This window comes from Exiguobacterium sp. s80 (genome assembly GCF_018618725.1).
In the GTDB taxonomy this organism is placed as follows: domain Bacteria; phylum Bacillota; class Bacilli; order Exiguobacteriales; family Exiguobacteriaceae; genus Exiguobacterium_A; species Exiguobacterium_A oxidotolerans.
Map to the genome: position 1 here is coordinate 120493 of NZ_JACSMP010000002.1, position 14814 is coordinate 135306.

At 46.5% G+C, this 14814-nt stretch carries 13 protein-coding genes; 7 read left to right on the forward strand and 6 right to left on the reverse strand.

Features of this window, described 5'->3' with window-relative positions:
- The first annotated feature begins 50 nt into the window (after positions 1 to 50).
- Positions 51 to 455: a (deoxy)nucleoside triphosphate pyrophosphohydrolase gene (locus KNP94_RS07125; protein ID WP_088838220.1), complete on the forward strand. Its 405-nt coding sequence runs from the start codon at positions 51 to 53 to the stop codon at positions 453 to 455.
- Here the strand turns inward: KNP94_RS07125 and KNP94_RS07130 are convergent.
- From KNP94_RS07130 to KNP94_RS07150, 5 genes are all read right to left on the reverse strand, one after another.
- On the reverse strand, positions 430 to 3591 hold the full coding sequence (locus KNP94_RS07130) for a DUF3427 domain-containing protein (protein WP_215115499.1): 3162 nt from the start codon (positions 3589 to 3591) through the stop codon (positions 430 to 432). The two genes, KNP94_RS07125 and KNP94_RS07130, sit on opposite strands and share 26 nt — an antisense overlap.
- Positions 3592 to 4030: 439 nt before the next feature.
- Positions 4031 to 4477, reverse strand: coding sequence for an OsmC family protein (locus KNP94_RS07135; RefSeq protein WP_029332077.1), 447 nt, complete (start codon positions 4475 to 4477; stop codon positions 4031 to 4033).
- Positions 4478 to 4586: 109 nt separating this feature from the next.
- The gene (locus KNP94_RS07140; RefSeq protein WP_088838216.1) at positions 4587 to 5519 is read right to left on the reverse strand and encodes an aldo/keto reductase; all 933 of its coding nucleotides are present in this window, start codon (positions 5517 to 5519) and stop codon (positions 4587 to 4589) included.
- Positions 5520 to 5533: 14 nt separating this feature from the next.
- On the reverse strand, positions 5534 to 6424 hold the full coding sequence (locus KNP94_RS07145; protein ID WP_214770213.1) for an aldo/keto reductase: 891 nt from the start codon (positions 6422 to 6424) through the stop codon (positions 5534 to 5536).
- A gap of 75 nt (positions 6425 to 6499) precedes the next feature.
- Positions 6500 to 6985, reverse strand: a complete 486-nt coding sequence (locus KNP94_RS07150) for a cupin domain-containing protein (RefSeq protein ID WP_214802309.1) — start codon at positions 6983 to 6985, stop codon at positions 6500 to 6502.
- A 144-nt stretch (positions 6986 to 7129) separates the two neighbouring features.
- Here KNP94_RS07150 and KNP94_RS07155 point away from each other — a divergent pair, with 144 nt between their 5' ends.
- The 3 genes from KNP94_RS07155 (at position 7130) to KNP94_RS07165 (ending at position 9911) form a co-directional block, all read left to right on the forward strand.
- Positions 7130 to 7411, forward strand: a complete 282-nt coding sequence (locus KNP94_RS07155; RefSeq protein WP_214770206.1) for a putative quinol monooxygenase — start codon at positions 7130 to 7132, stop codon at positions 7409 to 7411.
- A gap of 169 nt (positions 7412 to 7580) precedes the next feature.
- On the forward strand, positions 7581 to 8987 hold the full coding sequence (locus KNP94_RS07160) for a YfcC family protein (RefSeq protein ID WP_215115500.1): 1407 nt from the start codon (positions 7581 to 7583) through the stop codon (positions 8985 to 8987).
- A 102-nt stretch (positions 8988 to 9089) separates the two neighbouring features.
- Entirely contained in the window at positions 9090 to 9911 is an 822-nt protein-coding gene (locus KNP94_RS07165; protein ID WP_214770202.1) for a DUF1028 domain-containing protein, read from the forward strand.
- Between the two features lie 40 nt (positions 9912 to 9951).
- Here KNP94_RS07165 and KNP94_RS07170 read toward each other — a convergent pair whose 3' ends face one another.
- The gene (locus KNP94_RS07170) at positions 9952 to 11586 is read right to left on the reverse strand and encodes a glycoside hydrolase family 55 protein (RefSeq protein ID WP_215115501.1); all 1635 of its coding nucleotides are present in this window, start codon (positions 11584 to 11586) and stop codon (positions 9952 to 9954) included.
- A gap of 145 nt (positions 11587 to 11731) precedes the next feature.
- On the opposite strand from KNP94_RS07170, the gene KNP94_RS07175 reads away from it, so the two are divergent.
- The 3 genes from KNP94_RS07175 to KNP94_RS07185 all read left to right on the forward strand — a co-directional run bounded on the left by KNP94_RS07175 (position 11732) and on the right by KNP94_RS07185 (position 14594).
- The gene (locus KNP94_RS07175; protein WP_214802304.1) at positions 11732 to 12502 is read left to right on the forward strand and encodes a hypothetical protein; all 771 of its coding nucleotides are present in this window, start codon (positions 11732 to 11734) and stop codon (positions 12500 to 12502) included.
- 175 nt (positions 12503 to 12677) lie between these two features.
- Positions 12678 to 13661, forward strand: coding sequence for a YhdH/YhfP family quinone oxidoreductase (locus KNP94_RS07180; protein WP_214805310.1), 984 nt, complete (start codon positions 12678 to 12680; stop codon positions 13659 to 13661).
- 69 nt (positions 13662 to 13730) lie between these two features.
- A complete protein-coding gene (locus tag KNP94_RS07185; RefSeq protein ID WP_215115502.1) occupies positions 13731 to 14594 on the forward strand; it encodes a hypothetical protein in 864 nt (287 codons plus the stop codon).
- The last annotated feature ends 220 nt before the right edge of the window (positions 14595 to 14814 follow it).

Consider the following 14814-nt stretch of genomic DNA (forward strand, 5'->3'; position numbering starts at 1 on the left):
ACTTATATTGAATGCTGTAGACAAGATTTAAAGAAAGGGTGGACGTTATTTTGAAAAAAACAATCCAAGTTGTCGGTGCTGTAATATTTAATTCAAGCAATGAAGTACTCTGTGCCTTACGAAGTGAAGCGATGTCGTTACCGAACTTGTGGGAGTTTCCTGGCGGGAAAATCGAACAAGGAGAACGACCAGAACAGTCGCTCTCCCGTGAAATCAACGAAGAATTAAATTGTACGATTCAAGTGAAAGAACATATTGAAACAACACTTTATGAATACGAAAAAATCATTGTTGAGCTGTCGACATATTATGCGGAAATTGTTGCAGGTACACCTAAAGCGTTAGAACATGCGGAACTTAGATGGTTACGCGTTCAAGATTTACAACAGTTAGAGTGGGCGCCGGCAGATATTCCGGCTGTTGAAAAAATTATGAAAGTTTTTTCCACGAAATAAATTCTTCCGCCGTCAAAGGCTCTTTTAAGATCCACTCTACGTTGATTGGTTTAGAACCATGACTACTTTTATGAATCAACTCACCAAAATACGTAAAGGGTAATGAACGGCCTTGTTCTTTTTCTGCTTTACGAATAAATAGGTGAACTTTAATGCCACGCTCCTGATGGTGACGATAGAGTTCTCCTGCTTTTCCATGTGCAGTCGCAATGCTTTGAGATTGCCAATGGAAATGATTTTTATCAATGAAGTAATCTTGGTAATTCAGTTGATCTTCAATTGATTCGTTTTTGTGTAGGTTAACGAACAGTACATAATCTTCCCCTGCTTGCGCGACACCTTCCCGCCATGAACCTTCTTGATGTGGTGACTCAAGTAAACGCTGTATGACAGAGCGGCTATACGTCATTCGTGAAATCAATGATTGATCACTTGCTAACCAGACTTCACCTCCCGATAGTTGTTCAAAAGCATGCAGTCCAGCCTGAATCAATTCATTTAAGTATGAAGCTAAGTGTTCATTGGATGATAACGCTTCTGTCATTTGCGTTGAAAGCTGGAATCGTCCATCGTCTAATACAACAAGTAACGGTAGACGGTCATTTTTAAGTGGTGTCGACCATCGTTTGAATAAATGCTGAATCAGAGACGAACGATGGGACAATGCAGAAGTTGGAATCGCAAAGCGGTTTGCAGCTGCCTGAATGATATCATCGACTGAAATCGTTTCTTGGTGTAACAGTAGCTCGACCATCAATAAACTAAAGGGTTCACGAATCGGGAACCAACTTTCGATATGTTCAATGACTTTTCGTGCATCCGGATTAAGTAAAAGGGAGAGTTCTTCATCCGTTGCGACTTTCTCAAGTTGCTTTAAGCGCAGTACACTTTTCCATTGTTGAATGATTGCTTCAATGGCGGGAGCATCACGGTGTGTCACTAAGTCATTGAGTGATGGTGTATCACCAATCATTGTCGTAAGGCGCTGATAACTTTCACGTAGCTGTTTACTTGTAGAAAACTCAATTTTCTTCATTTGCTCGATAATAAAGTTTTCGGTTACACGATCGAGAATCGCAAGTGATCCTTCTGGTAGGATCGGGAAGTGATTTTGGACAGCGTTTGCTACATGATAACGATCAATGGAATGGAACGATTGTTGTCCGGATAAAACGAGTGGGGCTACAAAAGCACGTTGACTGTTCCCGATAAAGTCTAAAATCGTTACATATTCTTTCGAATCATGCTTCCGTAATCCACGCCCAAGCTGTTGAATGAAAATTGTTGGTGATTCCGTCGGACGTAAGAAAAGCATCAAGTTAATTTTAGGAATATCGACCCCTTCATTAAATAAATCGACTGTGAAAATGAAGGACAGTGGATCATATTCATCTTCTAATCGCTGAATGGCTTGTTCTCGTTCTACTTCACTTTGATTACTTGTGATTGCCAATGCTTCGATGTGGTGCTTATTGAATTCTGCAGCCATAAATTCAGCATGATTGATATTGACACAAAATCCAAGACCGACTTGGGTAGAACCACTATTGCCGAACTTATTGATCATCTCGAGGATATATTCCGTTCGGGAAGACCGTTCAAGTGCTTGAACTAAATCTTTCTCAATATAAAGTCCATTTTTTTGGGGAATCATTTCATAGTCGATCTCTTCATCATCTTGAATCCCGAAGTAATGGAATGGAGTTAATAAATCTTGAGCCAGTGCATCATAGAGACGAATTTCATACGCGATGTTATGATCGACTAATTTAAAGATATTTAGTCCGTCCATTCGTTCTGGAGTTGCTGTGATACCGAGTAAAAACTTCGGTGTAAAGTGATTCAGAACCTTTTGATACGATTCTGATGCTGCATGATGAAACTCATCGATAATAATATAGTCGAATGTTGAAGGGGGAAATTGTGCTAAATGAATTTCTTTGGAAAAAGTTTGAACGGTAGCAAAGGTAAATTGCTTATCCATTTCTTTTTGATCTGCTTGGTAGCGACCGAAAGTAGACCCTGAATCGGTAAAGATCTTTTTAAATGTTTGTTCTGCCTGGGTCAGTAACTTCCCGCGATGTGCAATAAAGAGTACACGTTTAGCTTCAAATTGTTTTACATCAAAAGCAGCTAAATATGTTTTACCTGTTCCTGTCGCAGCGATCACCATGGCTTTAGTTTGTTTTTTTAAGCGCAACCGGTGAAGCTGTTCTAAGGCCGGGAGCTGCATCTCATTAGGGTGGATCGTGTCATAGTCCACAGAGTCTTCAGCAACACGGTCGTTTACAACAAACTGTTTGATCTTTGGCGTATTTAAATGATGTTGTTCATACTGTTCTAAAATTTCTGTTGTACATGTGATTGCTTCGTCGCTCGTCCATAAATTAGTAAACAACGTCTGTGCTTGAGAGACAAGAGAAGTAAGCGGAGAATGAGGAATTCGGACATTCCATTCAAGGCCATTTGTAAGTGCTGATTTTGATAAATTAGACGAACCGATAATGGCACTATGTAAATCAGTTTCTCGTGTAAATAAATAGGCTTTTGGATGGAACGCTTGATTCTTTTTGATCGGTTCATAAATTTTAATCTCAACATTACGGAATTGCATCAGTGTACGAAGTGCTTTCGCTTCAGTGATATTCATATAAAATGAAGTGAGAACACGAATTGGTTTATTTAATCGTTCCGCTTCTTGAAGTGCTGGGACTAACGCTTGAATACCAGAATGTCGAGTGAAACTCACCATCCAGTCCGCCGATTGAGCAGTAGCCAACTCATCAATCAAATGGTGTAATAACTTTTCCTGATTTTCCTGACCGGGTGCGATTAAATCCCAAGCTCTTAATGATTTTTCATATTGAAGTGGGAGCGGTGTTGAAGACGCTGTTAACTGTCGTTGTAATGGAACCGTCAAGCTTGGTTCATTTAATGCGGATAGCCAGCGATTCGTCGTTTCGATCATTTCTTCAGTCAATTGATTTTGTTGAAGATCGACAATCGATTTATAAAAAAGCTCATTTAAATGAGTTAAGAGCTCTGTTGTATAATCTGCTGTTTGAATAGGTGAGCTTTTTGTAGAAGGATCTGTTGTAGAGTGTTGATTCTGTAATTGTTCCTGAAACGAAGACATCTGATTACCTCCAATAAATTCCAAACTAAATTCAGTATACGAAGTAATTGGAAATCGTGCAGCAACAATCTAATTCCAAATGAAAATTACTCTGCAATTGTTCAAAAATAATTGGAATTTTTTTCTTTTCTTATTTTCCTGAAACGATGATGTAAAAAAAGATTACCTTTTCGTGACTCCTACGGGAAGAAGCGCGTTTTCGCGCTGACAGAGGCAAGCGAGACCAGGTTCATTATTCGTCAGAATAAGGAGCCTCGGCTTGCGCCTCGCCCGAGGAAAGCACGAAAAAAGGAAGAATCTTTTTTAGACAGGTTCAGACCGCTCTTTATTTAGAGAAAGATTTTCTAATGAAAAAGGGCAACGCGAATCCCGTAGGAAAGCACGTTGCCAAAATTGAGCGAAGTATAAAAATCTATTTTTATATGGAAAAAGTCATCGATTAAGCTTCGACTTCAATCACCGCTTCAAGCGAGACTTTTACATTTCCTGCAAGCGCACGGGTAATCATGCACGAACCTTCCGCTTTTTCCGCGAGGCGACGTGCCATCTTGACCATTGCCTCTGTCGTATCGGCAGGTAAAATCAACGTGGGACGATGAATGATTTGATCATACGTAAAGACGCCGTTCGTCACATCGACGATGCCTTCAGACTCCATCGTCAGCGATACTTTTTTGATGTTGCTGCGCTCGAGCATCGCGGCAAGCGTGATGATGTAGCAGGTCGCGGCTGCGCCAAGTAACATTTCGTCCGGATTCGTTCCGACGCCAGGACCGTCCATCGCTTCCGGAATCGAAATCTTCGTTTTTAAGTCACCGGTCTCGATGTCGCCGATGTCATTTCGGTTTCCCGGCCAGTCTGCTGTTAAGTGAAAATGATGTTTCATTTCAAAATCGCCTCCTCTGTTGTTATCATACGTGTTGTCTTTTTGATTTTCGCGCTATTTGCTCATGAACAAGCCCCCGGTCATCTTGCGACCGAGGGTTTGCATGGCGTTAACTAAAGATTTGATCGATTTTTTTAATGTCTGCATCCGTCAGCTCGACTTCAATCGTTCGGAGCGTATCTGTTACTTGGTCGGCACGTTTTGCACCAGGAATGATGGCATCGATGCCATCTTGCGCAAGGTACCAAGCGAGGACGACATGCGCGACGTCAACCTCTTTTTCTTTTGCAATCGGGCGAAGTAGCTCGACTTTTGCTAAGTTGTCTTTGAAGACATCTTCTTGGAAAAGGGGATCCTTCGCACGTAAATCATCGAACTTCGTATTTTCATCATATTTTCCGGCAAGTAATCCGGCAGCGAGCGGGAAGTACGGAACAAATGAAATCCCGTGTTCGCGGATATAAGGCAGGATTTCTTTTTCTGCATCCCGCTTGAACAAGTTGTACTCGCCTTGATATACGTCGACGTGCCCGTCTTTATTGGCTTCTTTTAATTGTTCGAGTGAGAAGTTCGAGACACCGATCGCTCGGATTTTTCCTTGTTCCTTTAATTCGGCAAGTGCAGCGACTGCTTGATCTTTTGGTGTCGCTTCATCTGGGAAGTGGATGTAGAACAAGTCGATGTAATCCGTTTTTAAACGCTTCAGGCTCTCTTCGACCGACTGTTTCAAAAACTCGGGTGAGTTATCGATGACGACCTCGTCGTCGACGATTTTGTGCGCGCCTTTCGTTGCGAGGATGACGTCTTTGCGTTCGACCGTCTCGCTCCACGTTTCACCAACAAGTTCTTCTGAACGTTCTGGTCCGTAAATAAAGGCCGTATCTAAAAAGTTGATGCCGTTCATCAAGGCGACACGGACTAAATCGCGTCCTGCTTGTTCATCGAGATTCGGGTAAAGGTTATGCCCCCCGACGGCATTTGTTCCGAGACCGATCGGGTGAACCATGAGATCTGATTTTCCGAGTTTGACTTTCGTATCCATAAGCAAATTCCTCCTTAGACGATATCGAGCGATTCTTTTTTAGTTGGAGCAGGGAATGCTTCATCAAGTGCTGCGAATTCTTCATCAGTTAGTTGTAAGAGTGCGGCACGACCATTTTCTTCGACGTGCTTCGCCTGACCGGCTTTCGGAATGGCGATGACATCACCACTCCGCACGACGAAGGCGAGTAGGATTTGTGCCGGGTCGACACCATGTGTTTCAGCAAGGCGTTCAACGGTCGGGTGATCAAGTAGCTTCTCCCGGAGACTCCCGCCTTCTGCTAATGGGCAGTACGCCATGACTGGAATGCCGTGCTCTTTTAAAAGCGGCATCAATTCGTATTCAATCCCGCGTGAGCCAAGGTGATAAAGTACTTGGTTGACGGCACATTGATCGCCGTTTTCTAACGCAAGTAACTCTTTCATATCTGCGACATCGAAGTTCGAGACACCCCAGCGGCGAATTTTTCCTTCTGCCTTCAACTGCTCGAGACCATCGATCGTCTCTTGAAGCGGGATGTCACCGCGCCAGTGGAGTAAGTAAAGATCGAGATAATCCGTCTTCAGGTTACGTAACGAACGTTCACATGCTTCGCGTAACTTGTCTCCGCTAGCATTATGAGGATAAACCTTCGAGACGAGAAACACTTCTTCACGTCGTCCTTCGATTGCTTCGCCGATTAATTGTTCCGATGCCCCTTCACCGTACATTTCTGCGGTATCAATTAATTCCATTCCACTGTCGAGTCCGACGTTCAAAGCTTCGATTTCCGCTTGTCGTTTTGTCGGTTCTTCACCCATGTGCCACGTTCCTTGACCGAATGCCCGAACGTGTGTTGAATCGGGAAATGCTACCGTCTGTTGTTTTAACGCGGCAAGTAGAATCGTCCGTTCTGTCTCATTCATTCTCGCCTCCTCCTCCAAAATTCACAATAATAGGCTTTACCACGGATGGATAAGAAAAAAACGTCAATCGTTTGTTTACCAATGCTCAAACAAAGGACCTGACTGGCCATAAACGGGGTCGGTCGATGGACGCTCGACGCGTTCAATCCGCTCGAGATTACCCGGTCGTTCGCAGGCTTCACCTGTCAACGTATCGTAGTCTTGACCATTCGGGTAGGCACCAACCACTTTGAAGCGACGACTCGTATCAAGCGCTTTATGTCCGGTTCCGGCAGGTAAGACGATGACATCCCCAGCAGTCAGCGTAAACGTTTTCCCGAGCGGTCCTCCAATCTGGATACTGGCGTGGCCCTCGAGAATACCGATGACTTCATGAGCGACACTGTGGTAATGATGGAAATCAAAAATACTGTCGACCCAGCTGTTTTGCCAATTGTTCGCACGGAAGGTCTTTTCGATGGCAGAAGGGTCTTCGAAGACATGACGATAAATTAAGACCGGGTAACGTGGATTATTTGGAATCACACCATCGTCCTCAAAACGAAAAAGCTCGATACTCATCGTGTGTACTCCTCTCTGGTGTCAAAAATGATACCATTTTTTACCCGAAATCGAATTAAATTAATCGTCTAGGCATCTTTATAGCACTTGCATAATCGAGGTGCTAAACTATGTAAGTTAACGAAAGTTGAAGGAGGAATTTACATGATCGCAATCGAAGCAAAATTAGAAGTTCAACCAGCAAAACGTACTGATTTTTTGGAGGCTACTAAAGCATTGATCGAAGGTTCACGCTTAGAAGCAGGAAACGTCAGCTATGACCTGTTCCAAAGCACAGAAGACGAAAATGTCTTCATGATGATTGAGAAATGGGAAGATCAAGCAGCAATTGAATCACACAACACGAGTACACATTTCGGACAGTTCGTTGCATTTGCACAAACTGTTCTCGCTAAACCACTTGATGTTCAAATGTTCACTGCATAAGTAGGAGAAAAGTCTGGCAATGTCAGGCTTTTTTTTTATGTTTAAATCGAACGAAAGTTCTCTTTTTTGTTACAAAAAAATTAAAACACCTCGAATGCCTGTTACTTTTTCCAAAAATAGGGCATTATCTTAAGAGTAGCTAGATTCAGACTTGAGAGGAGGCAGCTAAATGAACGAACGTAAAGTCCAGGAAGATTCGTCTTCACGCTCTTTCTTTAAAATGCCTCATACATATGCCATTATCATGGGGATTTTACTGATTTCAGTTATCTTGACGTATACGTTACCAGCAGGTCAATTTGATCGTGAGAAACAAGATGGACAAACGGTCGTCATCGATGGTACATACCGGGCGGTCGAGTCGGCACCCGTTAATTTGTTTGGGTTGTTTGAAGCGATACCAAAAGGCATGGAAGCGGGTGCTGGCATCATCTTCTATATCTTTCTCGTCGGTGGTGTCTTCGGTATTATCCGTGAGACGGGAGCAATCGAATCCGGAATCAATCAATTGATTAATCGATTTGGTCAAAAGGGACATATCATGATTCCGATGACGATGTTTGTCTTTTCGATTGCTGGAGCGACGATCGGCATGGCAGAAGAGACGATTATTTTCGTCCCGATCGGTATCATGCTCGCCCGGGCACTCGGTTACGATGCGATGACGGGCGCAGCGATCGTCAGTCTCGGGGCAGCGGTTGGATTTGCCGGCGGAATGCTTAATCCGTTTACGGTTGGTGTTGCACAGTCGATTGCCGAAGTTCCATTGTTCAGTGGGATTGGTTACCGGACTGCAATCTACTTGGCTTTTTTATTCGTGACGATTTTATATGTCATGAACTATGCCCAAAAGGTTAAAAAAAATCCGGAGCGCAGCTTAGTCTATGACTTAGAGAAACATCGGAAAGAAGAAGTAACGACAACATTTTCACGGTTTTCGAAGAAACATGCGTTCGTCCTCATCGTTTTGATTGGTGGCATCACACTGAATGTCATTGGAATCTTTGAGTGGGGCTGGTACTTAACGGAGTTGACGGCATCGTTCCTCATCATCGGTATGCTTGCCGGAATCACGACGCTCGGTATCAATCGGACGTTCGAAAGTTTGATTGACGGGGCGAAAGCAGTGACGTTCGGTGCCTTAATCGTCGGCTTCGCACGTGCAATCGTCGTCATCTTGGAAGACGGTCGTGTCATCGACACAGTCATCTACGGTTTATCGAACGCCGTCGGACATTTACCGACGTCGCTTGCCGTCATCGGCATGTACATCGTCCAGTTGATTACGAACTTCTTCATTCCATCCGGGAGTGGACAAGCAGCGACGACGATGCCCATCATGGCTCCGCTCGCCGATCTATTAGGGATTGAACGACAAGTCGCAGTCCTCGCCTTCCAGTATGGAGATGGGTTGACGAATATGATTTTCCCGACGAGTGCCCATTTGATGGCATTCCTTGCAATTGCCGGCATCCCGTATGAAAAATGGTTACGATTCGTCTGGAAGTTGTTTGCGATTTGGGTGACACTTGCCTGCGTCGCCTTGCTCCTCGCCGTCACCTTAGGCATTCAATGAACACCGACCTTCCGTGCAATGGGTGCGGAAGGTTTTTTTCGTGCAGGAATCGGGAACTTCTAAGACGAACGTTAGTTATAAGTTCATAAGGGGGATTTCAACATGACATATTCAATCGTTGGCTATTGTGAAAAAGAACAAGCATGGGGAGTCGCTGTTCAATCGAAGTTTCTTGCGGTCGGCAGCGCCGTCCCGTTTGCAAAAGCAGGTGTCGGAGCAATCGCGACCCAATCATTCGCGAATACGACATACGGTCCAGAAGGATTACGGATGATTTCTGAAGGGAAGTCGGCGGAAGAAGTCTTAAAATTGTTGACGGACGCGGACGAAGGACGGGCAGAGCGGCAAGTCGGAATCGTTGACGCAACTGGTCGGAGCGCAACTTTCACGGGAGACGCCTGTAACGACTGGGCAGGCGGAATTGCCGGTAAACACTTTGCCGCGCAAGGGAATATCTTAGTCGACGGCAACACGGTCAAGGAGATGGCCCGTGTGTTCGAGGCGACGGATGGACCGCTCGGTGAACGGTTGTTACGTGCCCTCGCTGCCGGACAAGCGGCAGGCGGTGACTCACGCGGAATGCAGTCGGCTGCGCTCCTCGTCGTCAAGGAAAACGGTGGATATGGTGGTTTCAATGACCGCTACATCGATTTGCGTGTCGACGATCACCCGAGTCCGATTCAGGAGCTCGAGCGGATTTATCAACTGCACACCCTTTACCTGCAACCAAGTAAACCGGAAGAAATCAAGCCGATTGATGATGCGCTTGAATCGGAAGTGATGGATAAATTACTCGAACTCGGTTACCGGGGATCGTTCGAAGAAGCTTTCCGGACGTACCTGCATACGGAGAATTTCGAGATGCGTGAGCATCAGGACCGTACGATCGATACACGTGTCCTTGCTTATCTCCGCGCCCAATGAGAAAAAGCTCTGCACTGACCGAGGTCAGGCAGAGCTTCTTTTATGCGGACGGATGGGTCCGGACAGGCACTTGATAACCGGTTGCGATGAAGCGTTCAAGCTCCGGTTCGGATTTAGCATTCAATCCGACCGTCCCGTCCCCTTTGATCGCGACGTTCATCAAACGGATGCGCTCAATGTGGGGGCCGATCGTAATCCCGTGGCGTGCGGAATCTTCAATCCGGACATCAATGAGCCGGACGTCATCTGCCCCGTTTTCACCACCAAAGACTTGAATGTCCGTTTTAGCCTGACGGAATCCCGTCATCTTGACTTGGCTCAAGGTGACGTTTTTCGCCTTGTACTGGATTCCGATTACCGGCTGTTCCTGGTAATCATAGTTCGGGTCACCGAGGACGGTGAAGTCATGGATGACGACGTTCCGATATGCCGAGACGACGAGTGCCCGCGGTTTTGAGTTTGCATAGAGCGGTGTGTATTGAGGCGTCTGCGCGACGAGCCGTGTCGCGATGATGTTATAGGCAGTTTGTGACGTCGGGTCCGTTGCTTGATGGTGACCGATATGGCGGAAGTTGAACGAGCGGTGGTCATCGATGGAGAGGTGCCCGACGATTTTGACGGTCGAAGCAGCGGACGATGTCGCATGCGCCTTGATTTCGAGTCCGCCGAAACAACGGGACGTCGCATTGTTGAACAACCAGACGTCGCGCGAGCCATCATCGATTTCGATTCCGTTCGAATTCGAAAAGCCGACGGCGTGGGCTCGCCCGCTCGGGTCATGCATGAAGCAGTTCGAGATGAATAAGTGATCGCTATGATGCGTCGTGATGCCATCGTCGCCGAATCCGGATCCCGTCAAGCCGTCGAACCAAATGAAGGAACTACTTAAATTCGCCCGTGCGCCGTCCCCGTTGTAATTGTAGTAAGGTGTCGAAATGTCGAAACAATGGAGCCCGGGATCGACTGCCTCGACGTCGAAGACCCAGCCGTACGTGACATGGGCGTAAGTCAGACAACTCGAATGGTTGCCCCATGTGCTGCTCTTTTTAGCATCACCGATCCGCTCGATGTTCCAGTCAAGGGTCATTTTTTCGACGAGCAGATGATGATTACCGAGTAAGTAATTTTGGTTCGTGATTAACCGGCGTCCTTTCGGGGCATCATCATGCAATTTTATAATCGTCCGGCCTTTCCCGTCACCCGTCAAAATCGTAAAGTTCGGGAGCCGGATCCCGCGGACGATGTATGTGCCGGCAGGGACGTGGACTTGCCGATGTCCGTCCGCAAGTGCTTCCTTGAAGGCAAGCGTGTCATCGGTCTTTCCGTCACCGATGGCTCCATACGTCCGGACATCGACTTTTTCGACCTGACAGGCCAGTTGTTCGAATTCATAAGTTAGCCGACCGAACCAGCTCGGCCGGACCTCATCCTGTTGACTGACGAATGCTTTCGTCAGGGGCAAGATATGTTTATCGCGGTCTGTTAAAAAAAGTGGCGAGATTAACGAACGTAAGTAGCGGCTCGGATGCGGCGCGCGACGCGGTGCGACGAACGGGCTTTCGGTCATCAATTGTTCCGCACGGATGACGGCCGCAAGATTCGTGTTACTTTCCGTATATTCAGCAATCAATCGCCCGTTTTGATAGGGATCGTGCGTAGCTTCTAATATGACCATGATTGAACTCCTCTCTAAAAATCACTACATTCCTTTTCCCATCCCGTCTGTTGTTCAAGCTCTTTTTAAGTAAAATCAAAAAATTCCGTTAATTAGGACTGAGACGTTATATAATGGATAAAAATGACATTAAAGAGGTGGGAGCATGCGATTTCAAAGTCGATTACTCTTGATGATGGGTATAGTTTTGCTTGCACTTGGGATCATGAAACCGTTAGTCGAGACGGGTTATCAAGCACTGCGTGATGTCGAGGTTTTTCCGGCGACGGCAACGGCGCAACAGTGCAGAGAAGATTGTGAAAGCAAGCCGCTCGACTGGTGGTGGCTGAAGTTACTTTGGAAGAAAGAACCGAAACCTGAGGGTGTGATTTATGGTTACGATACGGATGAGAAGAGTGACCGGGGAGGGGAACCTAAAGATAAATTTAAATTCATTTCACTCGGAGTTAAACATGCTGAAAAAGGTGTGGGAGTCGAAGAGGACGGAGGCTTTCCTTACTTCTTAATCGGGTTTAGTGCAGCGGCTGTCCTGTTGCTTGTCCTGCTCATCCGTCGCTTCCGAAAACGCCGTGGCCGGCGAAAAGATGCACTCGAAGACGAAGTGACGCCACCGCAGCAATACCGACAGACTAAGGTGGATTCAGAGGAAACGTTCCCGCCATTGCCGGTCGAACAAGTTCGGCAACAGGTCGTTTTGTTCAATCGTCAGTTGCCGGCGCGCCTGAAACGCCGAGAGACGGAGTCGTTCAGCGAGTGGTTCGGACGAATCGGATTTTTACCGTCGCAGGAATTACGGACGCTGTATGGCATTATCCGTTATGACGAAGGAGCAGACAAAACAGTCGCGAAAGAAACCGTCGAAAAAATCGAACACGATTTCAGATCTTACTTAAAACAAGTTCATCCGAATACTTGAACCACTTCTTCCTCAAGTACTATCCTCGAATCCACAAGTGTCATCACTTGACGTTTTTTAAAAAGTCGGATGAACATGAGACATGATTTGTGCACTGTACGGGTAATTGGGCTATCATGGGGGCATCGCTAAGTCAAAGCATGTCAATTAAGCTTAATTCCTAGGAGGTAGACAGATGGAACAAACGTTTAAAGCATTCGTCGTACGTGAGGAAGAAGGACAATTCGTCGGGGCACTCGAACAAAAACAAGTCGACGACTTACCAGAAGGTGATGTGTTGATTCGTGTCGCCTATTCGTGCATCAACTACAAAGATGCGTTATCGGTCACAGGAAATCGAGGGGTGACGAAAAATTACCCACATACACCAGGCGTCGATGCGGCAGGTCATGTTGTAACATCATCTGATGAACGCTTCAGCGAAGGACAAGCGGTCGTCGTCAACGGCTTTGATTTCGGAATGAATACATCAGGTGGTTTTCAAGAGTATATCCGCGTGCCGGCGGACTGGATTACGTCGCTACCGAACGGCATCACGACGCTTGAAGCGATGAGTTACGGAACAGCCGGTCTGACAGCTGCCCAGTCGATTGATGAACTCGTTCAACGTGTAGCACCGCAAGATGGTCCGGTCCTCGTCACGGGAGCGACAGGTGGCGTCGGCAGTGTCGCGGTCGCACTCCTCGTGAAACTCGGGTTCACGGTTCATGCCGTGACCGGGAAAGAAGCAGAGCATGACCGCTTGAAGCAAGCAGGTGTCGCAGAAGTCATCTCACGCCAGTCACTTCTGGAAGAAACAACGCGACCTTTGAAAAAAGGACTGTATGCCGGTATTATCGACACGGTCGGTGGTCCGCTACTTGCCTCGGTCATCCGTTACGTCCAATACGGTGGACTCGTCACGACGTGCGGTAACGTCGGTGGTGCTGAACTGACGATGACCGTCTATCCGTTCATCTTACGTGGTGTTCGTTTGATTGGAATCGATGCTGTTCAGTTACCAATCACAGAGCGTGAGCGTTTATGGAATCATCTCGCGAACGACTGGCATTTATCGATTGCCGAGATGGTCCGAATGAAAGCGTTGAGTGATGTTCCGGCAGTCGTCAAGTCGTTGCTTGAAGGAACACATCAAGGCAGAACTGTCATCGAAATTTAAACAATTTGGTTCTGGATTAGATGGTATAGTGAATAAAACATCACTCGGTCAATTCAGGAGGAACCAAATATGAGTCAACAGGAACAAGAGCACGATCAGGCACGGCAATCGCGTCACATGCGTCGAAAACAAAAGCGCAACCGGCGTGGGATTGCGTTCGGTGGCCTTTTGGCGACGGCTTTGATCGTCGGCGGATGGGGCTATATGGTCGCGCATAACGATCCTTCGCAAGCGACATCGACGGTCGAAACACCAAAAACAGATGCTTCTGCCAAAGAAACATCAAAGGATAAAGAAAAAGATTCGGCCGATCAAGAGAAGAAAAAAGAGCCGAAGAAATCGAAAAAAGAAGTAGCACCTGAGATTAGTTCAGCGGCATGGATCAAACGACCGTTTGCAGATGTCTATCAAGATGCAAATCGGACCAGTGTCATCTATAAGGCGGACTTAGGGGATGTTTATGAAGTCCTCGACGCAAAAGACGGCATGGTACATCTGAAGTTAAGTGATGCGGTCGAAGGCTACATCCCGGAGACAGATGTTCAGATGGAGGCTCCGTCTGGTCTAAAAGATGAGGAACTCCTTTCGACACTCGGACAAGTCGTCGCGAATCAGCCGATTGACAAGCCGGAACAATACCTCGGGAAACCGCTTGAAACGTTTGAGGCGAAGTATGGCAAGCTCGGCAACACACAAAAAGATGCCGTCAATACGTACCATTTCTCGAACGCCGGGTACTTGCTCGTCGTATCAGATGGAGTAGTCGAAGCAATTGACTGGATGAATGTCTCAGCGTCAGGTTTAACAGCACTTGGTGATCCGGTCGTAAAGACGGATTACGGCACATGGTACGAGGGTGAGAAATTACAGCTCAAGGCATTCCCGGATAACGGTTCGACGCGCTTGCGTCTCGCACGTGATCTTGGGAAATGAATCGATTGAGACTGGAGCTAGTCAGTTTCTCTAATCAAGAGCCGGACATGGCGAGTTGGATTTGAACGCAACGACAAAAAAGACAGGATCGTCATCTCACAAAGATGCACAGTCCTGTCTTTCATTTTATCTAAAGTCTGAAGCACGTTCATTCCGTCGAGTGAACGTGCTTTTTTGCGTTGGTTCCACAATAAAAACCTCCCGAGTCATCGACTCGAGA